19 protein-coding genes are annotated in these 19,485 nt (G+C 64.5%); 10 read left to right on the forward strand and 9 right to left on the reverse strand.

From position 1 onward, the window contains the following. Positions 1–26: 26 nt before the first annotated feature. The 5 genes from BBA01S_RS29995 to BBA01S_RS30015 all read left to right on the forward strand — a co-directional run bounded on the left by BBA01S_RS29995 (position 27) and on the right by BBA01S_RS30015 (position 3,988). The gene (locus BBA01S_RS29995; RefSeq protein ID WP_027819675.1) at positions 27–959 is read left to right on the forward strand and encodes an ABC transporter substrate-binding protein; all 933 of its coding nucleotides are present in this window, start codon (positions 27–29) and stop codon (positions 957–959) included. 36 nt (positions 960–995) lie between these two features. After that, a complete protein-coding gene (pnuC, locus tag BBA01S_RS30000) occupies positions 996–1,613 on the forward strand; it encodes a nicotinamide riboside transporter PnuC (protein WP_027819676.1) in 618 nt (205 codons plus the stop codon). Between the two features lie 23 nt (positions 1,614–1,636). Then, the gene (locus tag BBA01S_RS30005) at positions 1,637–2,812 is read left to right on the forward strand and encodes a phosphotransferase enzyme family protein (RefSeq protein ID WP_027819677.1); all 1,176 of its coding nucleotides are present in this window, start codon (positions 1,637–1,639) and stop codon (positions 2,810–2,812) included. Beyond that, on the forward strand, positions 2,809–3,699 hold the full coding sequence (locus tag BBA01S_RS30010; protein WP_042298121.1) for a sulfurtransferase: 891 nt from the start codon (positions 2,809–2,811) through the stop codon (positions 3,697–3,699). The genes BBA01S_RS30005 and BBA01S_RS30010 overlap by 4 nt, the downstream gene beginning before the upstream one ends. 103 nt (positions 3,700–3,802) lie before the next feature. Beyond that, positions 3,803–3,988 (forward strand): hypothetical protein, encoded by a 186-nt coding sequence (locus tag BBA01S_RS30015; RefSeq protein ID WP_156966132.1) that lies wholly within the window; start codon positions 3,803–3,805, stop codon positions 3,986–3,988. Positions 3,989–4,006: 18 nt separating this feature from the next. On the opposite strand, the gene BBA01S_RS30020 is transcribed toward BBA01S_RS30015, so the two are convergent. Beyond that, entirely contained in the window at positions 4,007–4,426 is a 420-nt protein-coding gene (locus BBA01S_RS30020; protein ID WP_042298122.1) for a DUF6691 family protein, read from the reverse strand. Then, the gene (locus tag BBA01S_RS30025; protein ID WP_027819681.1) at positions 4,423–4,869 is read right to left on the reverse strand and encodes a YeeE/YedE family protein; all 447 of its coding nucleotides are present in this window, start codon (positions 4,867–4,869) and stop codon (positions 4,423–4,425) included. The genes BBA01S_RS30020 and BBA01S_RS30025 overlap by 4 nt, the downstream gene beginning before the upstream one ends. A gap of 257 nt (positions 4,870–5,126) precedes the next feature. Here BBA01S_RS30025 and BBA01S_RS30035 point away from each other — a divergent pair, with 257 nt between their 5' ends. Continuing rightward, a complete protein-coding gene (locus BBA01S_RS30035) occupies positions 5,127–6,002 on the forward strand; it encodes a LysR family transcriptional regulator (RefSeq protein ID WP_027819682.1) in 876 nt (291 codons plus the stop codon). A gap of 49 nt (positions 6,003–6,051) precedes the next feature. On the opposite strand, the gene BBA01S_RS30040 is transcribed toward BBA01S_RS30035, so the two are convergent. Together BBA01S_RS30040 and BBA01S_RS30045 are read right to left on the reverse strand one after the other, a co-directional pair. Further along, positions 6,052–7,251 (reverse strand): multidrug effflux MFS transporter, encoded by a 1,200-nt coding sequence (locus tag BBA01S_RS30040; RefSeq protein ID WP_027819683.1) that lies wholly within the window; start codon positions 7,249–7,251, stop codon positions 6,052–6,054. 143 nt (positions 7,252–7,394) lie between these two features. Beyond that, positions 7,395–8,066 carry a lipocalin family protein gene (locus tag BBA01S_RS30045; RefSeq protein WP_084162642.1) on the reverse strand — a complete coding sequence of 224 codons (672 nt, stop codon included), beginning with the start codon at positions 8,064–8,066 and terminating at the stop codon, positions 7,395–7,397. 263 nt (positions 8,067–8,329) lie between these two features. Between BBA01S_RS30045 and BBA01S_RS30050 the strand changes: the two genes are divergently transcribed. Next, a complete protein-coding gene (locus BBA01S_RS30050) occupies positions 8,330–8,635 on the forward strand; it encodes a hypothetical protein (RefSeq protein ID WP_027819685.1) in 306 nt (101 codons plus the stop codon). A 206-nt stretch (positions 8,636–8,841) separates the two neighbouring features. Here the strand turns inward: BBA01S_RS30050 and BBA01S_RS30055 are convergent, their stop codons facing one another. From BBA01S_RS30055 to BBA01S_RS30075, 5 genes are all read right to left on the reverse strand, one after another. Next, positions 8,842–9,741: a hypothetical protein gene (locus tag BBA01S_RS30055; RefSeq protein ID WP_027819686.1), complete on the reverse strand. Its 900-nt coding sequence runs from the start codon at positions 9,739–9,741 to the stop codon at positions 8,842–8,844. Positions 9,742–9,866: 125 nt separating this feature from the next. Continuing rightward, a complete protein-coding gene (locus tag BBA01S_RS30060) occupies positions 9,867–10,154 on the reverse strand; it encodes a hypothetical protein (protein ID WP_027819687.1) in 288 nt (95 codons plus the stop codon). A 281-nt stretch (positions 10,155–10,435) separates the two neighbouring features. After that, a complete protein-coding gene (locus tag BBA01S_RS43365; protein WP_052391949.1) occupies positions 10,436–11,509 on the reverse strand; it encodes an NAD(P)/FAD-dependent oxidoreductase in 1,074 nt (357 codons plus the stop codon). After that, a complete protein-coding gene (locus BBA01S_RS43370) occupies positions 11,499–13,319 on the reverse strand; it encodes a LodA/GoxA family CTQ-dependent oxidase (protein ID WP_052391950.1) in 1,821 nt (606 codons plus the stop codon). The genes BBA01S_RS43365 and BBA01S_RS43370 overlap by 11 nt, the downstream gene beginning before the upstream one ends. Before the next feature lie 31 nt (positions 13,320–13,350). Further along, positions 13,351–14,658: a ferritin-like domain-containing protein gene (locus BBA01S_RS30075; RefSeq protein ID WP_042298123.1), complete on the reverse strand. Its 1,308-nt coding sequence runs from the start codon at positions 14,656–14,658 to the stop codon at positions 13,351–13,353. A gap of 487 nt (positions 14,659–15,145) precedes the next feature. Here BBA01S_RS30075 and BBA01S_RS43375 point away from each other — a divergent pair, with 487 nt between their 5' ends. The 3 genes from BBA01S_RS43375 to BBA01S_RS30090 are packed head-to-tail and all read left to right on the forward strand — an operon-like array spanning position 15,146 to position 19,481. Further along, positions 15,146–16,144 carry a sterol desaturase family protein gene (locus BBA01S_RS43375; RefSeq protein WP_052391951.1) on the forward strand — a complete coding sequence of 333 codons (999 nt, stop codon included), beginning with the start codon at positions 15,146–15,148 and terminating at the stop codon, positions 16,142–16,144. Next, complete coding sequence (locus tag BBA01S_RS47665; RefSeq protein ID WP_052391952.1) at positions 16,141–17,037, forward strand: hypothetical protein; 897 nt, start codon at positions 16,141–16,143, stop codon at positions 17,035–17,037. The genes BBA01S_RS43375 and BBA01S_RS47665 overlap by 4 nt, the downstream gene beginning before the upstream one ends. Continuing rightward, entirely contained in the window at positions 17,034–19,481 is a 2,448-nt protein-coding gene (locus BBA01S_RS30090; protein WP_167336056.1) for a penicillin acylase family protein, read from the forward strand. The genes BBA01S_RS47665 and BBA01S_RS30090 overlap by 4 nt, the downstream gene beginning before the upstream one ends. Positions 19,482–19,485 lie beyond the last annotated feature (4 nt).

The raw sequence follows: 19,485 nt of genomic DNA on the forward strand, positions 1-19,485 counted from the left end.
CTGACCTGATCCGTGGAGAACCCGGCATGACCCGTATCACCCTGATGCTCGAATACTTCCACCCGTGGACGAATGCCGCGGGTTTCTATCTGGCCCGCGACGAAGGCTGGTTCGCGCAAGCGGGACTCGACGTGGAAATCGTCGTGCCCGATCCGGCGCGCGGCGACGCGCTGGCGCATCTCGCGCGTCACGAGGTGGACTTCGGCGTGTTTCCCAGCAACCGGCTGTTCGTGCAGCGCGAGGCGGGCCGCCCGCTCGTTGGCATTGCGGCGATCAACCACCGCGCGCTGGAGACGATCCAGACCGTGGCCGCGACGGGCATCGAGCGCCCGCGCGACCTCGCGGGCCGCCGTCTCGCGCTGAACCCGACGCCGCGCGGCCTCGCGATGGTGCGTCACCTCGTGGCGCACGACGGCGGCGATCCGGACGCCGTCGCCATCGTCGATAGCGGCGTGCGCGAACTCCCGCCGGAAAGCTTTCTTGACGGCGAAGCCGATGCGTCGTTCGGCAGCTACTGGGCGTGGGACACGCTGCTGCAAACGGGCGTGCCTGATGCGCAGCGCCGCATCTGGCCCGTCGATGAGATCGGGGCGCCCGCCTATCATAGCTACCTGCTCGGCGCGCACGAGGACACGCTGGAGACGCGCGGCGAAGTCGTACGCGGCTTCCTGGCGGCGGCGCGGCGCGGTTATCTGGCGGTGGCGCAGGAACCGGCGCGCGCGCTGCCGTCGCTGGAGCGCGTGATTCCGTACTTCCCGCGCGCGCTGCTGACGCGCTCGCTGCCGCTGATCGCCTCGACGTGGACTCACGAGGGGCAATGGGGCGTGCAGCGCGATGCGCTCATGCATCCCTACGCGCAGTGGCTTGGCGCACACGGCGTGCTGCGCGACGCTACGCAGAGCGCGCACGCGTTCACGAACGCGTTCCTGCCCGACGACGCAAGCCGATCGGCACAATAAAGCCGCCCGTACACGACAAGGAAACTTCTACCCATCATGTCTGCACTCGAAATCGTCGGCGTTATCGTGAGCGCGCTGGCCATCTGGCTCACGGCGCGCCGCAAGATGCTGTGCTGGCCGATTGGCCTGGCTTCGGTCGCGCTCTACGGCTGGATTTTCTTCGACGCGAAGCTGTATTCCGATGCGCTCTTGCAAGGCGCGTTCGCCGTACTCCAGGTCTACGGCTGGCAGCGCTGGTATGCGCAGCGACGCGCGCCGGTTGCAGGCGACGCCAAGCCGGTCGTGCCGGCCGGCGACGTGACGTTCGCGCGGCTTGCGCCGGATCTGCTCGCTGCGGTCGTGATAAGCGTGCTGCTTGGCGCGGCGATGGCCCGTTACACCGATGCGGCGCTGCCCAGGGTCGATGCCGCGCTGACCGCTTTCAGCCTCGTCGCGCAATACTGGACGGGACGGCGCTATATCGCGTCATGGACGCTGTGGATCGTCGTCGACGTGATTTACGTCGGCATGTACGTCGTCAAGGGGCTGTACCTCACGTCGGGCCTGTACGCGCTGTTCGTGGTGCTCGCGGCGCTGGGCTGGCGCGACTGGTCGCGCGCGCTGCGTGCCGCCCGCGAAGATGCGCCTTACGCTGCCTCTGAGAGCCGCGTCTGATGGCCGATGAAGCAATTCAACCGATGAAACACGATAACCCGCACGACAGCGGACACGCGCCGCCGCAATTCACCGTCGACGGCGAGAAAACCGAGCGCGACTGGCCGCTCATCACGCGCGATGAAGTCGAGCGCCTGCTGGCGGACTACGATGGTCTCGCGCCGCTCGCGAAGATCGCGTGGCACAGTCCGCGACCGTTTTCGGCGGCGGTGCTGGTGCATACGCTCGATGGACGTGCGTGGTTCGTGAAGCGCCATCACGTGCGCCTGCGCAGCGCGGCGGGGCTGGCGGAGGAGCATGCCTTTATCGCCCATCTGCGCAGCCGTGGCCTGCCGGTCGCCGATGTGCTCGCCGATCGCGCGGGCCGCACGGCAATCACGCGCGATGACTGGACGTGGGAGCTTCACGCGGCGGCGCCAGGCATGGACGCCTATCGTGGCGTGATGTCGTGGAAACCGTTCCTGGACGCGAGCCACGCGCGCTCGGCGGGGCGCACGCTGGCGCGGCTGCATCGGGCTGCGGCGGACTACGATGCGCCCGCGCGTGCGTTGCAGCCGCTGCTGTCGAGCTTTCGCGTGATCGGTTCGCCGTCGCTCGAAACGGCGCTGGAGCAGTGGGTGCAGGCCCAGCCGGGGCTGGCGCGCGCATTGGCGAAGCACAACTGGCGCGCCGATATCGCCGCAACCATCGCCCCCGCGCACGCACGGCTCGCGCCCTTGCTGCCCGAGCTGCGCCCGCTCTGGACGCATGGCGACTGGCACGCCTCGAACCTGCTGTGGACTGACGCGACGCCGGGCGCGCAGGTGCGCTCGGTGCTCGACTTCGGGCTTTCGGATCGCACCTGCGCGGTCTACGACCTCGCGCTCGCCATCGAGCGCAATGCCATCGACTGGCTGGCGGCCCCGGCGGCCTGCACGGTGGAGTACGAACACATCGACGCGCTGCTGGACGGATACGAATCGCTCGCGCCCCTGAGCGATGCCGAATACGCGGCGCTGATCGCGCTGCTGCCCATTGTCCAGACGGAATTCGCGCTGCTCGAAGTCGAGTATTTCGACGATATCCTGGGCGACGAAGCGGGCGTCGTGGCCGCCTACGACGGCTACCTGCTGGGGCACGCGCGCTGGTTCGAGCAGGACGAGGGGCAACGGCTGTTGACGTGGCTGCGCGAGCGCCGCCGCAAGGAGAGCAAAACATGAGCGATGTGCATGACGACGACGCGGCCCGGCGCGCCCGCATCCTGATCGATCCCGTTGAGCTTGCCGCAAGCCTTGGCGCGCCAGGACTGGTGGTGCTCGATGCGCAGGTGGAACTGCCTTCGCCGCGCTTCGACGGCGACTATCGGGTCGCGAGCGGTTACGACGGCTGGCTCGAACAACGCGTGCCCGGCTCGCGTCACGCCGACCTGAGCGCAGCATTGAGCGCGCCGCACGAGGCGCTCTCATTCATGCGGCCCGCGCCGGCGGACCTGGCGCGCGCGCTGGCGGCGCTTGGGGTTGGCGCGGTGTCGCGTGTCGTGGTCTACGACCGCAGCGATGGTTTCTGGGCCGCGCGGCTCTGGTGGATGCTGCGCTGGATCGGCGTCGAAGCGAGGGTGCTCGACGGCGGCTGGCGCGCGTGGCGCGACGCGAATCTGCCGGTGGAACGCGGCCCGGCACCCGCCGTGGAGCCTGCCGATGTCATCGAGGTGCGCGAGCGTCCTGGCATGTGGGCCGACCGAGCCGACGTCGAAGCGATCGTCGCAGGCGATCAGTCCGCCACGCTCGTCTGCGCGCTTTCGGCGGATCTGTTCGCGGGCAGGGCGGCAAGCCGCTACGCGCGGCGCGGACATATTCCCGGCAGCGTGAACCTGCCTGCGCGCACGCTGCTCGATTCGACGGGGCGTTACGCAGCCACGCCGATGCTGCGCGAAGCGCTCGGCACGCTGGCGGCGGGCGCGAAGGTCTGCGTCTACTGTGGCGGCGGAATTTCCGCTGCGGTGGATGCGCTCGCGTTCACCTTGACGGGGCACGACGACGTATCGATCTACGACGGTTCCTTGCAGGAATGGGCCGCCGATCCCGCACTGCCGCTCGTGAGCGCGTAAAGCCTGCGTCGATCAAGCTGCTAAGCATCGTAGAAATGCTTGTTTGGCGGCGGCCCGGGCGATGACTAGATTGGACGATATGCCATCCCGCGAGGATATCGTCATGTCCCAACTCATCGCCCAGCGCCTCTGGAGTGTCTTCAAGCGCGACCGTAGCCACGCCGAACCGGCCCATCCCGACGCCCACGAACAGGCCGAGCGCGCCGCGCTCTACGCGAGCCACGGCTATTTCCACTCCAGCTTCACGCCGCTGCTCTTTCCCTTTGTGCCGGAGATCCCGCTTGAGTAAGGGTGACGATGGCGACGCCTATCGCGCGCTCGTCCATCGATACACCCACCATCCGGCCATCATCGAAGGCAGGAAGTAGAGCGCCTCGATATTCGGCTGCGCGAGCAGCGCAATGGCCGGGCCGGGGCAATAGCCCGCTGCGCCCCAGCCGATCCCGAAGATCGCCGCGCCCGCGATCAGCTTGCCGTCGATGGCCGTGGCGCTCGGCAGCGCAAAGCGCTCGTCCAGCACGGGCTTCCTGCGGCGCAGGATGAAATGAAACGCGAGGGTCGCCACCGTCACCGCGCCGCCCAGCACGAACAGCAGGCTGCCGTCCCACGCGCCGCTCACATCGAGAAAACCCAGTACCTTTTGCGGGCGCGTCATGCCCGACAGCGCCAGGCCGCCGCCGAAGAGGAGGCCGCACGCAAAGCTCGTCAGCAGTTTCAGGGCGTTCATTGCAGTCCGAGTACGTGGCGCACGAAGAAGGTCGTGACGATTGCGGTGAGGAGAAACACAGCCGTGGCGAGCGCCGAGCGGCGTGAGAGGCGCGCCAGCCCGCACACGCCGTGTCCGCTCGTGCAGCCGTGCGCGAGCGCGGTGCCGTAGCCGGTCGCGAGGCCCGCGAAGATCAAAAGTGCTGGCGGAAAACCCGTGCGAGCGTGCGGCGCGAGATCGGCATGACCGAGCGAGCGGGCGAGCGCGTAGCAGGCCGCTGCGCCCGCAATCAGGCCGAGCAGGAATGCGGCGCGCCAGGCGGCGTCGCGGCGCTCGCCCCAGATCAACTGCCGCGCGATGCCGCTGATGCCCGCGATCCTGCCGTTGAGCCAGAGCAGCAGGGCAGCGGACAGCCCGATCAGCAGGCCGCCTGCGAGGGCGCTATAGGGGGTGAAGTGAGTCATGGCGATATAGGGAGGACTGCGCGAACGCGAATGATACGGCACGCCGCGGCGCGCCAGTTCGATTGGCGGCGTCGGTCATCGCCTTCATGTTTCCGGCGTTCGTCGGTTCCGCAAGCGTTGCAGCGTGACATCGAGACTGGCGCGGCCGCGACTGGATTGCAAGAGATTGAAGTCGAGGATATCGAGATTGAGCGCACAAAATTCAACACGTAAAATCGCGTGAAAAAATGCTGGAAGCAGTTGGAAGAAAGAACGACATGAACTGGGATGACGCAAGGGTATTTCTGGCGGTGCATCGATCCGGCACGCTGCGCGAGGCCGCCGCCAGACTGGAAGTCGATCAGGCTACGGTGGGTCGCAGGCTTGCGGCGCTAGAAAAAGCGCTCGGCGCAAAGCTCTTTCTCAAGACATCGACGGGTTTCGTGGCCACGCCAATCGGCGAGGAATCGATAGCCGCGGCAGAGGCCATGGAGCACGCGGCCAGCGAATTCGAGCGCCGCGCGCAGGGCGCCGACGACCGCCTCGAAGGCGAAGTGCGTGTGACCACCACGGATTCGCTCGCCGTCGATTTCGTGTTGCCTGCACTGCGACGGTTGCGGGTGCAACATCCTGCGATCCGGGTGGTCTTGAGTACGTCGATCCAGGTATTGAATCTCGCGCGGCGCGACGCCGATCTCGCGATTCGAACGGTGCGCCCCGAAAATCCCGATCTCGTGTGCCGCAAGCTGGCGGAATGGGAGGTCGGTCTGTTCGCGAGCCGCGAATATCTCGCTGCACGCGGCGAACCCGAACGCGGCAAAGCGTTCGACGGCCACGACCTCGTGATGTATCAGCCTTCGATCACGCGCAACCAGGATGCGTCCATTTGCGGGGAGCCGACGACCAACGGGCGCGTCGTCGCCGAGGTCAGTTCGAGTCTCATGCTGGCGACCTCCGTGCGTGCGGGCATTGGCATTGGCGAATTGCCTGTTTATATGGCCAGGACGGATGAAACGCTCGTGCGCGTCTGGCCTGATCAATCGCGCGCGCGTCCTTATCAGGTGTGGCTCGTGCTGCACGGCGACCTGAATCGCGCCGCGCGGGTGCGCGCGGCAATCGATGCGATTGACGAGTCCTTCGAGCGATTGCGCTAGGGTGTCATTGACGTAAGCAAGGCGCGCGGGTGCATTGCCCGCGCAGCGATCAGCGCCAGGCGCCCTTGCGGAGCATCAACGTGCGCCGCGCGGCGTACCAGCGCGGCACGATCGCGAGCGCAGCGACCAGCGCGCAGCATGGCACGCCGATCGCCAGCACATGGCTGCCGGTGCCCAGCAGGCCGCTTGCTGCGGCCGCCGCGAGCGAAGCGCTGCCGATCTGGAAGAAGCCCACCAGCCCGGAAGCCGTCGCCGCCCGTCCGTGTTCGCTTGCGATCGCACCCGAAACCGCAAGCGACAGGGAAGAACCGTTCGAGAGGCTCACGAGGAACATGGGCAGCACGATCGTGAAGACGTGCGCCATGTCCCAATACTGGAATACGATGAAAGCAATTGCGCCCGCAACGAAACACGCGACCCCGACTACGACAATCGAATCGTACGAGACCCGGTCAAGCAGGCGGCGCGAGACCAGATTGGCGGAGATGATGCCGAACGTGAGCGGCAGATACAGCCAGCCGCTTTGCTGCTCGGACAGGCCAAATCCCGAGAAGATGAACGGCGACTGCGTCAGGTAAATGAACCAGGCGCAATAGATCGCGCAGACCACGAGCGTGTAACGCACGAATGCGCGGTCGCGCAGGACGTCGGCGAAACCCGCGAAGGGATTCATGAGTTGGTGCGATGCGCTGGCCACGCGCGTCTCCTTGAGGCGTGCCAGCACCAGGCAGAAGGCGAGCAGGCCGAACGCGGCGACGAACAGAAAATCGCTGCGCCAGCCGAACCACGCGGCCAGGTTGCCGCCAATCGCAGGCGCCAGCGCGGGCGAGAGCGAGACCAGCGGATAGACGACGCTATATACCTTCGCGGAACTCTTCTTGTCGCAGGTATCGGCGATGATCGCGCGGCCGATCACGAGGCCCGAGGCGGCGCCAAGCGCTTCAAGCATGCGCCACGCCAGAAAGCTGGTGAACCCGTTGGCGCTTGCGCAGCCAAGCGAGCCCAGGACATACAGCAAGATCCCGGCAGAGAGCACCGGTTTGCGTCCCCAGCGATCGGAAAGCGGGCCGTAGAACAATTGCGCGCAGGCCAGCGCAATCAGATAAGCGGAAACCGTTTGCGGCATTTGCCAGGCGCCGACGGCAAATTGATGCGCCATGGCGGGCATGGCCGGGAGGTAGACATCGGAGGCGATGAGGCCGAAGGCGCTCAACATGGAAACGACGAGGATCAGTGAAAAGTTCGACATTCGCATAGCGGGGATGGTGAGCGACGCGCCGATGGTAAGCCGCGTGCGCCGCGTTGCGAATGCGTGAAACTGCATGGCAGTCGTGCGTTTTTGCAATTCAGGTTCGCACGTGTCGATTGCCGCTGTGCATGCGGCGGTTCGCGTCAGTCTCCGCCATCCGGCCTGGCGAATCCCGGCTGACCGACCTGGCTGGGCATTTGCGGTACGCGCCTGAATAGCGACGTGTCGTAGCCCATCGAGTCGAGTCGCGCCAGCAGGGCGCGATATTGCTCGTCGTCGATCTGGGGTTGACGCGCGAAAATCCAGCCGAGCTTTTTGCCCGGATAGCCGAGGAGGGTGTAGTGGTAATCGGGATCGACATACAACGTAAGCTGCGTCACGTGGATCGGCCAGAAGAGTCGCACGCTCCACTCGCCGCCGTCGCTGCCCGGTTTGACGGTATCGAGAAACTGGTAGCGCCGCTCAGGTTCAGCGAATCCGCCTTTACGTCCGACGAAAACGTCGTCGATACGACCGTCGGCGCGCAGCGTCCATTCCGCGCGGCTTGCGACGAAGCCGCGCTCGGCGAAGTACGGGATATTCGCGATCACGTACCATCGGCCCATGTAGCGCGGCAGGTCTACCGGCACGCTCTGTAGCGGCAGCGCGGCGCGCGGATTGGGGTTCGGCGTTCCGCTCGTGCATGCGGCCAGGGTCAGGCAGGCGGTCACGTATAGCAGTCGGGCCAGCGCTGCAGCGCACCGTTTTCGCGCTCGCCCGAGATGGGAAAGCGCGCCTGGCACACGGGCGGCAAGGGCGCAGAGCGCGTCGATCATGCTGGCAATCTCCGTGCACACGCGTGCATTTCCGTGTGCGTTCGCGTTACGAAGTTCTCCTTGTTCTGGTCATATACGAAGGAACAGGCTAAGCGGATTTCTGGGGCCAGGGACGCGTTATTCGAATGATTCATCTAGCACATTCGTCGCTGAAGTGTTGGCTGTAGCGATTTAGCGTAGTTGCAGCAAGTCCTGGCGGCGATTACCGTCCTTTTACGCCGTCGATCATGAACGGCGACACGCTAAAACCTGAGAGACCTACAATGACCGATCAGTTTGTTTCCCGCCGCAACGGCGGTGAGCGAACGCGCGTATGCAGCCTTCCATGCGGGGAAGTTCTCGTCGATATCCGCTATGGCGACGGCGTGACCAGACTCAGCGATCTCGACCACGTACAAACGCCTGGCGAAATCGGAATCGTCGTGCTCGATTCAATTGAGCGCGTCGCCGAACAGCTTCGCGCACAGAGCGAAAAGCTCAATAGCGGCGATGCGCTGATCGTGTTCGTGGCAAACGAAGCGCTGTATTCGGCGGCTGTGGATATGCTGAAAATTGGGGCTGGCGCGTAGCTGCGCGGGAGCGCCAGGGCATCGGTGGTTCGCCCCTGATCGACACGTCGCGCCAGCATGCGCGTCAGTCAGGGCTGGAACCGGACATTTCTAAAGAGCCGCAACATTCAAAACTGCGATAATTAAGATTATGTTAAATGGTGCGCTATGAGGCTGGCAGGTATCGCGGTACTCATATCGCGATGTGATCTGCCCGGCGCAGAATTTTAACCGCCCAGATACTCAGATGCAGTCAAAACAGAGGCCGCAAAAACGACAGCCTTACTGGCGCTGCACACCACGCTAACATTCATCTTCCCGTCGTGATCGAATCGCAGTTTTGTCACCGCATCATCATGACAAAAATAATACGGCCATATCCCTTGGGCGCCGGCTTCGATGATCCGGATCTGGTCGGCCTTGCTGAATATTGCGGTCGATGAATATTGCAGACTGACACCGGAGGCGATGCAAAGGCCGCCCACTAATCGCTGCATATTGCCATTTGCGCCGAATGTCGTCTCCCAGGTGATCGGCGAGTCGGGATTCCACGGAAGTCCAGACTTCCTGGCATAAGCTAGCGAAAGCGCAGACGATACATACCAATCTGACGACGGCGTGGGTGCGAAGAAAACCGAATGCGCCAACTTGAACTGTCCCGAGACATCGCCAGACGCGAACAGGTCACTCGGACTGCTTGCGGGCAAGCTGTCTGTCCACAGACCCCAGAATGGCGGATCGGGAACTTCGTCGTTGGAGAAGTCAAAGCTGACAGACGGGGCCGCCTGAAGTTGCTTGCTCAGGGCCGCCGTTCCAGCACTCCATGCTGCAGGTTTGGTGCCCCATGCGCTCAGGCGTTGTTTCGCAGACTTGATCGGATCAAGCGGGTTGGTTCCCGCGATGAGCGAATTGATTAAAGCAGAATAGGCGTCAAAAAACGTCTCGCGGCCAGTCGGCGCAAAAACGGGCGATCGTGCGGGAAGGACATCCAGGTACGACCATAGATCGTTATCGTCGTCGCTCAATACGGCGGCCGGCTGCAGCACCTGCCCTCGTGCTGAATCGATACCGATCGAGGTAAATTCAGCCCTTGAAAATGCTTGCTGCAAATCGACGAACGACGTCATGATTTCCCCCTTTTTTAAATTGCAGACAATTCGTGTGCGCAATTCGAATGGGACACCGAGGCTGCGAAACGCCCTCCTTGACCGATAAGGAAGGCGTTTTTCAGGGAACGCTCAGCGTGTTGATATCAACCGTAAAACTGGCGGGTCAACAGCTTCGAAGCTTGCTCCTCGTGACCGAGGTACGCGGCAGCCGCGAGCACGATACAACCGATGACCACGGGAACATTGGCCTTGCTCGTGATGTTCACCGTCATCCGTCCATCCTTGTCAAATGCCGCACTGGTGCTCGAACCGCCCGAGCCCCCGGAACAATAGAACGGCCACAGCCCGCTGCCCTGATTGTGCTGGATCTGACTTTGCTCCGACTCGCTGTACTGCGCAGCGGAGACGACTGTGATGAAAGGGAACTGCAAATGACAAAGTAGTCCGCATCTATCCGGGCAAGCCTGGATATTCGCCTTAACCGGTGAGGCGTAGACGCGCCGTTACAGGGCGATCTACTCTCGAACTGACGGTCTCCTTTTTTTGACTCGCACTCATCCCATTGCGTCGTCAATTTTTTGAACTCTAACGCTCGTGCATCGATATTCGGCACCTATCTTTGTAAACAGGCGATCTGTTTCGGAATCCATATTATTTAATGCCCGGCAGACTCAGGCTCGCCTCACAGAAGATCGGCAAAAGTCACTTATTGTCAAACGCGGCGGCGGCTCCAGAACGCTCGATCTGCCCAGCGTAATTCGGATGCATAGTGATGCTGGCGTTCCGCCACGAATCGCCTGAAAGCGGTGTCGGCAAGCGCCGCATAGTCGCGAGCGCTTTCGCTGCGCCCGTCCAGCATGTCCCTGACGACGGGGGCCGCATTCAGCCCGTCGCGCAGTGCGCCTGCGATCCCAGACGAGGTTAGCGGATCGAGCGCCATCAACGCATCGCCGACCGCGAGCCACCCCGCTCCCCCAGCGCGATCGACGCAGCCGCTATGCGCCGCGAAAGCATGCACCTGCAACGGCGCGTGAGGCAGCGGCACATGCTGCCGCAGCATGCGCGTCGCACGCCACGATGCGGCGTAGGCGTCAAATGCATGGAGTCCATGGGTTCGCGCAAGATCGGCATCGGTCATCAGCGCCACGAGCGTGCGGCCGTCCGGCAGTTCGAGCGCATACCACCATCCCAGCTCGCATGATTCGACCAGCGAATAGCCAGCGAGATCAGCGCTCGCGCCCGCGTGCACGACCAGCGCGACGAGCTTGTCGAGTTGACGCCGCCTGCCGCCAAATCGGGTCGCCAGTGGCGCGCGTCGTCCCGCCGCGTCGATCACGATGCGCGCGTGCAGTTCGCGCCCGTCACGCAGGCCCAGGCACCAGCCGCCGCGATGTGCTCGAAGGGTATCGATGCCGCCGCACGCGTGGATCGTCACGCCGCGCGCCTGGACGCACGCGCGCAGTTGCTGGTCGAACATCGTGCGATCGAGATGCCAGCCATGGGCGATGCCACGCAGCATGAATGGCTCGCGGCGCGCTGTCTCGCCGCCCCATAACGACAGATTGCCGTGATACGGACGATGCACCCGCCAGTCGATCGCCTGCGCCGCGCCCAGTTGATCGAGCAGCCTTCGCGTATCGGGAGCGGCCGATTCACCGACCGAAAACGCGCGCGTGAGCGGCCGCTCGACCATGGTGACGCTGCAATCGCCGACCAGCGCGAGTGCCGTCGCGCAGCCGGCGGGCCCTGCTCCCACCACCAGCACATCGCAGACCTCAACGGTCATTGCGTTCCTGCCCGTCCGGCTTGCCGGGATAGAACGGGCGCGGCAGGCTGCGCTCGACTTCCACGAAGCGCTGTTCGCCCTGCACGGTCTTTTCCATCACGAAGCCCAGACCGCTCCAGTAACGCACCATATCGGTATCGTCGGGGAAGACGATGAAGTCGGGCGCCATCTGGTCGAAGTCCGTGCCGATCCACGGCACCTGACGCCCCGAGTGCAGGTCGGGCGGCGGCGGCGCTTCGGCGGCGAACGCCGCGACCTTCAGCGGCGCGGGTTCGAGATAAACGAACTCGGGACGCTGCGCGGGCCACCACCAGAGCGTGCGGCCATCGAGCGGCTGCGCTGCGCATTCGTTGAAATCGGCCTGCCAGGGCACGGCCATGTAGCGCGTGACGTCGCCCGGCTCCATGCCGCGCGCGGGATCGTAGCCCAGGCTCAACGGCCCATGCGGAACAAAATGATTGCGGATACGGAAAGGCTCCGCATAGATCGCCGCTTCGCGCGAAATCCACGTCATTTCGATGCCCGGAGAGAACGGGCCTCCCACGCAGTTGTCGAGCACGCCGCGGGTGAGCGCCTGCGGGCCCGCCTCGACAGGCGGATGGTTGACGAAGTGCCCCGCCACCCATTGCTGGAGAAAGAAATACTGCGTGTCGGTAAGCCGCATGTACTTGCTGGTGGCCGTTCCCGGCTTCAGGCAGTTGTCTCCCGCGAGGTACGGCATCATCGTCGCGCCGCTCTTGCCGATCAGCGTGTTTTCTTCGTAAGGCGGCCGCAGCACATCGGCAATGTACTGGCGCAGACCGTGAAATTCGCTGGCGCCCGCGCCGTCCGGCCCCAACGCGCCAAGCTTCGCGAAATCGAACTTGTGCGGTTTCGATGGAATCGCCGCGACCCACGGATAGAAAGTCGCGCGCTCGATCAGCGGCTGGATCTCGCTCTGGAAATTCGGCAGATAGCCCTGCGCGCCCGAGCGCCAGAAGGCGCCGTCGTAAATCTCGGGATAATGGCCCGCGCGCACCATCGCATCGAAAATCGTGTCGTGCAACGTGACCAGGTTGGGCAGTTCCGGCGCGTACTTGGGCGGTGCCACCAGCACGTGCGCCGACATTGCTTCGGCATGCGAACCATCGTCGAAAAAGAGCGTCGCGCCAACCGGGCCGTCGGAGGTATCGTCCCACCAGCCGTCGTTATTGGCATATTCGTTGATCGTCGCGTCGGGGTCGGCCGAACCGGACACGCCGTAGCCGCCCAGCACGAGCAGGCGCCCCTGCGCGTCGGTACGCAGTTCGCCGAGCGTGTCGATCGAATCGTGCATCGGATACAGCGGCTTCGGCGGAAAATGCGCGCCTTGATATTCGGGCGGCACGTTTGCGAGATCGAAATGTACGCCCGCGCGATTCGCACCGGCAATCTGGCGCGGCCCGGCATCGATCAACAATAGATGGCGGTCTTCGGCCGCGGCATTGCGCAGCGGATGATTCGGCGCATAGCCATGCTCGCCTTCCGCGGGCGCGAAGGTGTACCAGGACGACTTCTTGTTGGCCAGGTGCACGGTCCAGCGAATCGAGCTGATGCCAGCGTGGCCCGGCGTGACTTCTTCAGCCACGCCGTTGTCGATGCGGTACACGCGAAAACGTGCGGCCTGACGGCACAGACGGCCTTCTGCGTCGCGAAAATCCTGCTGCTGGAATGGGCTGCCGTCGGGATTTTCGGGCAGGCCGCGATAGTCTTCCGGCCCGACATAGAACTTCTCCGGCGCATTGCCGACCCGGGCTACGCCGATCGCGGGAAAAATCTTGTATTCAACCATCGAGGTTCTCCGCCTGGTCTCAGTTGACTGCTCAATTGACCGAATGCATGGACGACGCGGCTTCGAGCCGCACCAGTTCCGCCTGTATGCCGGTCAGCGTCTGGGCGACCGCATCGCGTTCGGCGCGATCGGCCACGGTGCCCTGCACCACGTCGCGCGCCTGTTCGAGATAGTCGCCGAGCTTGCCGAGATTGGCGCCTGGCTCATAGACATAGGTAGGCGCCGCATTCGGGCCGACATTGCCGTCACCATTGCTGTGAACGGGCGTCTGCATCAACTGGCGAGCGAGCCGTGGCATGACGCTGTGCATGAGCGGCAACGCGCGGCTCAAGAACGCATCCGGCGCGCCCTGGCCGGGATCGACGAAGCTCTGCTCCAGTGCGTCGAGCATCGCGCTGTAAGCGATATCGAACAACTCGGCGAATTTGAGCGCAACCGGATTGGACAGGTCGCTGCGCTGCGGATTGGCAAGGATTGGCCAGGTAGCGGGGAAGTTGGCCGTGTCCAGCGCGACCGTGCGGAACTTTTTGAAATGTGACATTTCATAAGGCGTTCCGCTGATCGGCCCATAGGTGCCGTCGGTGCGCTTGCCGTAATAGTTATAGGTGCCCCAGGGGCTGAGCGGGATCATCGGTTCGACATCGGGGATGCTGCCCTCACCTTGCTGCACGATCTGCTGCACGCCAAGCTTCGCGCTCGCGAGACTGGTCACCTCGACCGGATCGCCACCGAACTTGCCGAGATAGATCGTGGTGCGCTGGCGCATGCCCGGCGCGGCCTGAAAGAGGGGCGTGACGCCGTGATAGCGTTCTAGTCCGTCGATCAGCGCTTCGTAGAGTTGTGCGATCGTGTCGTACTCCGAGCCCTGCGGAGCGGCATGCGGCGGAGCCGGACGCTCGATCGCGGTGAAGGTGTTCTGGAACACGTCGATCGACGCGCGCGACAGGCCGATGAAAGGTGTGCTTTCCGGGTTGGCATGCGGCAGATAACAGGGGTAGACCGGCACGGCCGCGCCCGTGAGCCGCGGTCGCCCGCCAATGGCGACCAGCAGGTTGGCCGCCTGGTTCACATGGAACATTTCCTCCATGACCACGCTGCGCAGCGTCTGGTAGGCCTCGCTTGCCGGATCCTTGATCGAATACAGCGCCGTCAAATACGGCGGAATCGTTGTCATCTCAACCTGTATGGCGAGCTGGGCCGCATCCTGCAGGATCTTGCGGCTATCGACCTCGCCTGCCTGCGCGGCGTAAGCCATCGCGCGCGGCCCGCTCGCACCCGCGCCGTTGAGACGATCGAACAGATTGCCGAATGGCTTATCCGAATCCGCGATGTGGGGCATCGTGCACTCCTTATTATTCGTCATGACGTGCGCAGCCCGACCCGTCTGCACGAGGCAAACAGGTCTCACTGCTGGCTGCCGGCATGGCCGGCGAAAGTGGAATCGGGTCGAGCGCTGGCTATCCTGAATCGACCGCCAGAAACTGCCCGGCGGCTAGAAATTAGCCTGATGCCATAGCGGCCGATACTATCCGACTGGATAGGTCAATCCTCATTTCTTGCAGCGGCGCGGCCCGCTGGCTCGAATGAAAGTGTTTGTTATCGCGGGCCGGACACTTTTACAGGTTCGCGCGGAAGTGTTCATTCCCTCCTTCATCGCTTTCTTGGGATACTCGGCGCCATATCGAGCGCAGCGGCCAGGCGGCGGCGACGTCGCGGACGTTCGCCATGCCCAGCGCGGATCACGGCGACAGCCACGCCGCTGCCTGACGGCAGCGCGCAGGCCAGACCCTGCGTCGAACCACGCGACACAATAAAGAGGATTACTGATGGTGTCCTTACCGATCACCCTGCACGAAGCCGCCAGGCGCAGCGTCGGCGTCGTCTATCTGCTATTCGGTTTTGCCCTTTATTATTCGCTGCATCGTATCGCGCCCGGGCATCCGATCCTCGTCTATTACGCGGCAACGGTCGGCATGATGGCGTTCACGCAGATGCTCGAATGGCTGCTTCCTTACGAGAAAACATGGCGTCGGCCTGACGACCAGTTCCTCAACGAGATCGCCAGCACGTTCATTTCCGCACTGCTGGGCCACACGACCGGGCGCTTCGTCGCTTTCGCGGTGTTCGGCTGGCTCGTGCTGCACTGGCGCGGGCCGAACGGAGCGGCGTTCTGGTGGCCGACGGACTGGCCGTTCGCCATGCAGGTCGCGCTGTCGTTCGTGCTATGGGAGTTCGGTCTGTACTGGAGCCATCGCTGGATGCACGGCTGGGCGTGGCGCTTTCATGCCTTGCATCACAAACTGCGCCGGCTGTCCTGGCTCAACTCGGGCTACGGTCATCCCATCAGCTTCTTTCTCACCAGTCTGTGTTCGTACGGCATGCTCGCGCTTTCGGGCGCGCCCGCCGAAGTGCTGATTTTCAACAGCTTTCTTTCCGCGTCGATCAATTTCCTCAGCCACGCGAATCTCGATTTGAAGTTCGGCTGGCTCAACTACGTGATCAATGCGCCCGAAACGCATCGCTGGCATCACGTGAAAGACCATCCCGCCGCATTCAACAAGAATTTCGGCACGCAGTTGATGCTCTGGGATCTCGTGTTCGGCACCTTCTATTACCCGAAAGACCAATTGCCCAGCCGCAATCTCGGTGACGACGCCTATATGCCCGCCGGTTTCTGGGCGCAGTGGCTCGAACCGTTCGTCAAGGACAAGGCCGCGCGCTGGCCGCACGCCATTCCCGCCCAGCGTACGGATTTCACGCTGGGTCGCATTCCTGCCCAGCCTCGCACTGTCGATATCGGCACGACGGAGGGCGCCAACTCATGAACGCCACTTTCATGCATCCACCCGCTATCGCTCCGGCCCGCGCGCACACGAGCGGCACCATCGTCCATTCGCGTTACCGCCTTGAATACAACACGCGCGCGCAGCCGATCGGCATCGAACGCGGCGCCCAGGTCGCCGCGGATCTCGCACGCGGCCTGCCAGCTTTCAACGTGGATCAGTATTTCGGCTCGCAGCCGACCATCTTCGAAGACTACGATCATGTGGTCACCGCCTACGCGCGCGACTCCGGTCGCGCGGTATCGCTGATCGCCGCGCGCTGGCTGGGCAACGCGGATCTGCGCTTTCTGTATCTATGGACGGCGATGGTCGCCGACGACTATCGCAACACCGGCGTATTCCGCCGCTCGCTGGCGTGGTTCTTCGAACGCGTCGCCGCTTCGGAAGGCGATCAGGCGGTGCCGCCGCTGATCGTGACCAAGACCTACAACCCGGTGGTCTACAAGGTCTTCAGCATGTTCGCCGCCACCGGCAGCGCCGTCGATCTGTATCCGCGCATTCCGGCGGCCTCGCAATCGCCCGAGATGATCGACCTCGCGCGCCGCGTCGCGCATGCGATCAGCCCCAAACTCCAGCTGATCGAACAGACCGGCGTGGTGCTCGGCGGCCAGGCGATGGTCGCGCCGGACTTCTTCCCGCTCATGGAGCAATCGAAGGATCGCCACGTCAACGCGCATTTCGAGCGCCATCTCTCGCGCGCCGACCAGATTCTCTGCATCGCCCGCGTGCCCGATGTCGACCGCGCCGCGATGCTCGAAACGCTGGTCTGCGCGCATCCGCAGGGCACGCCGCGCACGCAGCACCGTCAGCCCTCACGCCATACCCACGCCGAGCCTGCCGGATTCGCTTGCGATCGCTCGCCGTTCAAAGCATGAAGTCCATCACCCGTCCCATGACCCTGCTGAATCCGCCAGCCCGCCGCCTTGCGTGCGTCTCCCCCCTCGCTTCGATCGTTCCACTAGCCGCCGCCGTCGCCGCCAGCCTGCTGCTGGCCTCCTGCGCGGGGAGCGTGGTGCAACCCTCGTCCGCCGAACTGATCCGCACCGAAGGCGGCGTCGTGCACATCAGCGCGCCGGACTTCGCCAGCCTGGGTTACGGCATGGCCTACGCCTATGCCGAAGACAACATCTGCATGCTCGCGGATCACCTTCTGACCGTGCGCGGCGAGCGCTCGAAGTATTTCGGCCCCGACCTCCCGGCCACCCCGAGCGTGCACGGCGAATACTCGGCCCAGGTGCAGTACACGCCGGGTTTCGTGAACGAGCAAAGCGACTTCTTTTATCGCGCCTACCTGGATTCCGCCGCGCTCGAACGCAGTGAAGAGGCGCTTTCGCCCGACGCGCGCGCGCTGCTGGGCGGCTATGTGGCGGGCTACAACCGCTATCTCGCGCAACACGCGCAATCGCTCCCGGCGGCCTGTCACGACGCCGCGTGGGTCAAGCCGATGACGCCCGACGACATGCGCCGCCTGATCGCCGAAAAGGCCATTCACGCGACCGGCGAGTATTTCCGCGCCGCCGTGCTCGCGGCGCAGCCGCCCGTTGCGCCTTCGCCGGAACCGTCCGCACCCCACGCCGGCAATCCACCTGTGCAATCGCCTGGCGAGGCGCGCGAAGCGTGGATCGCGGGACTCGCCTCGCACGATCTGGGCAGCAACGCGCTGGCAATCGGCTCGGCGCTCTCGCAGGACGGACGCGGCCTGCTGCTGGGCAATCCGCACTTCCCATGGTTCGGCCCGGATCGTTTCTACGAAGCCCATCTGACGGTGCCAGGACGCTACGACGCCATGGGTGCGACGCTGGGCGGCCTGCCCGTCATCGTGATCGGTTTCAATCGCGACATCGCCTGGACGCACACTGTCACCACGGCGCGCCACTTCGCCTTGCTGCGTCTCGCGCTCGATCCCGCCGATCCCACGCATATGCGCTATCGGATTGACGATAGCTGGGCGAGCATGGTGCGCAAGCTCGTCAGCATCGATGTGCGGCAAGCCGACGGCACGCTTGTCAAGCGCCAGCGCGCGTTCTACACGACGCCGCTTGGCGCGGTGATCGCCGCTCCCTCGCTGGGCCTCAAATGGGACGCACAGCACGCGTACGTGCTCAGCGACATGAACCGCAGCAACCTGCGCATGATCGACCAGTGGCTCGCCATTGGCGCGGCCAGGCGCGTGGACGACATCGCGCAGGCCGAGCAGCGCTATTCCGCCATGCCGTGGGTCAACACCATTGCCGCCGACCGTTCGGGCGCAACGCTGTTCGAGGACTACAGCACGGTGCCCAATATCGCGCACGCCGCGCTTACACAGGGCTGCCTGCTGGATCCGCGCCTCTTCGTGCTGGACGGGGCACGCGCCGCGTGCGGCGCCAACGCCGGGCCGGACGGCATCTTCGCGCAGCACGTCGCACAGATGCGCCACCCGCGTCTCGAACGCAGCGACTATGTCGCCAACTCCAACGACAGCTACTGGCTCGCCAACCCCGCTGCGCCCATCACCGGGCTGCTGCCGGTATTCGGCTCCGAAAACTCGGCGCAATCGCTGCGCACGCGTTTCGCGTGGACGCGCATCGAAGCGCGCGCACAGGGGCGCGACGGTCAGCCGGGCACGCGTTTCGACACCGCCGCGCTTGAGCGCCTGATGTTCGATTCCGATGTCTACGCCGCACAGCTGCTCAAGCCGCAGATCGTGGCGACCTGCGAGGCGGCGCATCCGGCAGGCGACGTCGCCCAGGCCTGCGCCGTGCTGGCGCGCTGGGACGGTCGCGCCGATGCCGCCAGCCGTGGTGCGCCACTGTTCCGGCTGGTGTGGGCGCGACTCGCCCACGCCGATTCGCTCTGGGCCGTGCCGTTCGACCGCAACGCGCCGATGGCCACGCCACGCGGGCTCAATCCCGCCGCATCGGACGCGGTCATGGCCGCGCTGCGCGACGCCGCCGCCGACATGCGCGCGGCGCAGATGCCGCTCGACGCGGCGCTCGCGAACTTCCAGTACTCGACGCTGCGCAACGAACGCATCGCACTCGATGGCGGCCCCGGCGAAGACGGCCTTTACAACGTGGTTTCGTCGGGCACCCGCTTCGACCGCCGTCCGTTTGGCGAAATCGAATCCGGCAGCAGCTATATCCAGCTCGTCGGCTTCGACGCGAACGGCCCGGTTGCGCAAGCCCTGCTGACCTACGGCCAGGCCACCGACACGCAATCGCCCTGGTTCGGCGACCAGATCCGGCGCTTTGCCGCTCACCAGTGGATCGCACTGCCCTACGCGGGCGCCGACGTGCTCGCGCACGCGCAGGGGCCGGTCGTGCATCTTGCCTACTGAAACG

It is taken from the genome of Paraburkholderia bannensis NBRC 103871, assembly GCF_000685015.1.
Classification (GTDB): domain Bacteria; phylum Pseudomonadota; class Gammaproteobacteria; order Burkholderiales; family Burkholderiaceae; genus Paraburkholderia; species Paraburkholderia bannensis.

Bases quoted from the DNA above. Each gene is read 5' to 3' on its own strand.
- BBA01S_RS30015 (WP_156966132.1), top strand. From the start codon at position 3,803: ATGTCCCAACTCATCGCCCAGCGCCTCTGGAGTGTCTTCAAGCGCGAC.
- BBA01S_RS43375 (WP_052391951.1), top strand. From the start codon at position 15,146: ATGGTGTCCTTACCGATCACCCTGCACGAAGCCGCCAGGCGCAGCGTC.
- BBA01S_RS47665 (WP_052391952.1), top strand. From the start codon at position 16,141: ATGAACGCCACTTTCATGCATCCACCCGCTATCGCTCCGGCCCGCGCG.
- BBA01S_RS30005 (WP_027819677.1), top strand. From the start codon at position 1,637: ATGAAACACGATAACCCGCACGACAGCGGACACGCGCCGCCGCAATTC.
- BBA01S_RS30020 (WP_042298122.1), bottom strand. From the start codon at position 4,426: ATGAACGCCCTGAAACTGCTGACGAGCTTTGCGTGCGGCCTCCTCTTC.
- BBA01S_RS30045 (WP_084162642.1), bottom strand. From the start codon at position 8,066: ATGATCGACGCGCTCTGCGCCCTTGCCGCCCGTGTGCCAGGCGCGCTT.
- BBA01S_RS30040 (WP_027819683.1), bottom strand. From the start codon at position 7,251: ATGTCGAACTTTTCACTGATCCTCGTCGTTTCCATGTTGAGCGCCTTC.
- BBA01S_RS29995 (WP_027819675.1), top strand. From the start codon at position 27: ATGACCCGTATCACCCTGATGCTCGAATACTTCCACCCGTGGACGAAT.
- pnuC (WP_027819676.1), top strand. From the start codon at position 996: ATGTCTGCACTCGAAATCGTCGGCGTTATCGTGAGCGCGCTGGCCATC.
- BBA01S_RS30075 (WP_042298123.1), bottom strand. From the start codon at position 14,658: ATGCCCCACATCGCGGATTCGGATAAGCCATTCGGCAATCTGTTCGAT.
- BBA01S_RS30055 (WP_027819686.1), bottom strand. From the start codon at position 9,741: ATGACGTCGTTCGTCGATTTGCAGCAAGCATTTTCAAGGGCTGAATTT.
- BBA01S_RS30035 (WP_027819682.1), top strand. From the start codon at position 5,127: ATGAACTGGGATGACGCAAGGGTATTTCTGGCGGTGCATCGATCCGGC.
- BBA01S_RS43370 (WP_052391950.1), bottom strand. From the start codon at position 13,319: ATGGTTGAATACAAGATTTTTCCCGCGATCGGCGTAGCCCGGGTCGGC.
- BBA01S_RS30010 (WP_042298121.1), top strand. From the start codon at position 2,809: ATGAGCGATGTGCATGACGACGACGCGGCCCGGCGCGCCCGCATCCTG.
- BBA01S_RS30090 (WP_167336056.1), top strand. From the start codon at position 17,034: ATGAAGTCCATCACCCGTCCCATGACCCTGCTGAATCCGCCAGCCCGC.
- BBA01S_RS30050 (WP_027819685.1), top strand. From the start codon at position 8,330: ATGACCGATCAGTTTGTTTCCCGCCGCAACGGCGGTGAGCGAACGCGC.
- BBA01S_RS43365 (WP_052391949.1), bottom strand. From the start codon at position 11,509: ATGACCGTTGAGGTCTGCGATGTGCTGGTGGTGGGAGCAGGGCCCGCC.
- BBA01S_RS30025 (WP_027819681.1), bottom strand. From the start codon at position 4,869: ATGACTCACTTCACCCCCTATAGCGCCCTCGCAGGCGGCCTGCTGATC.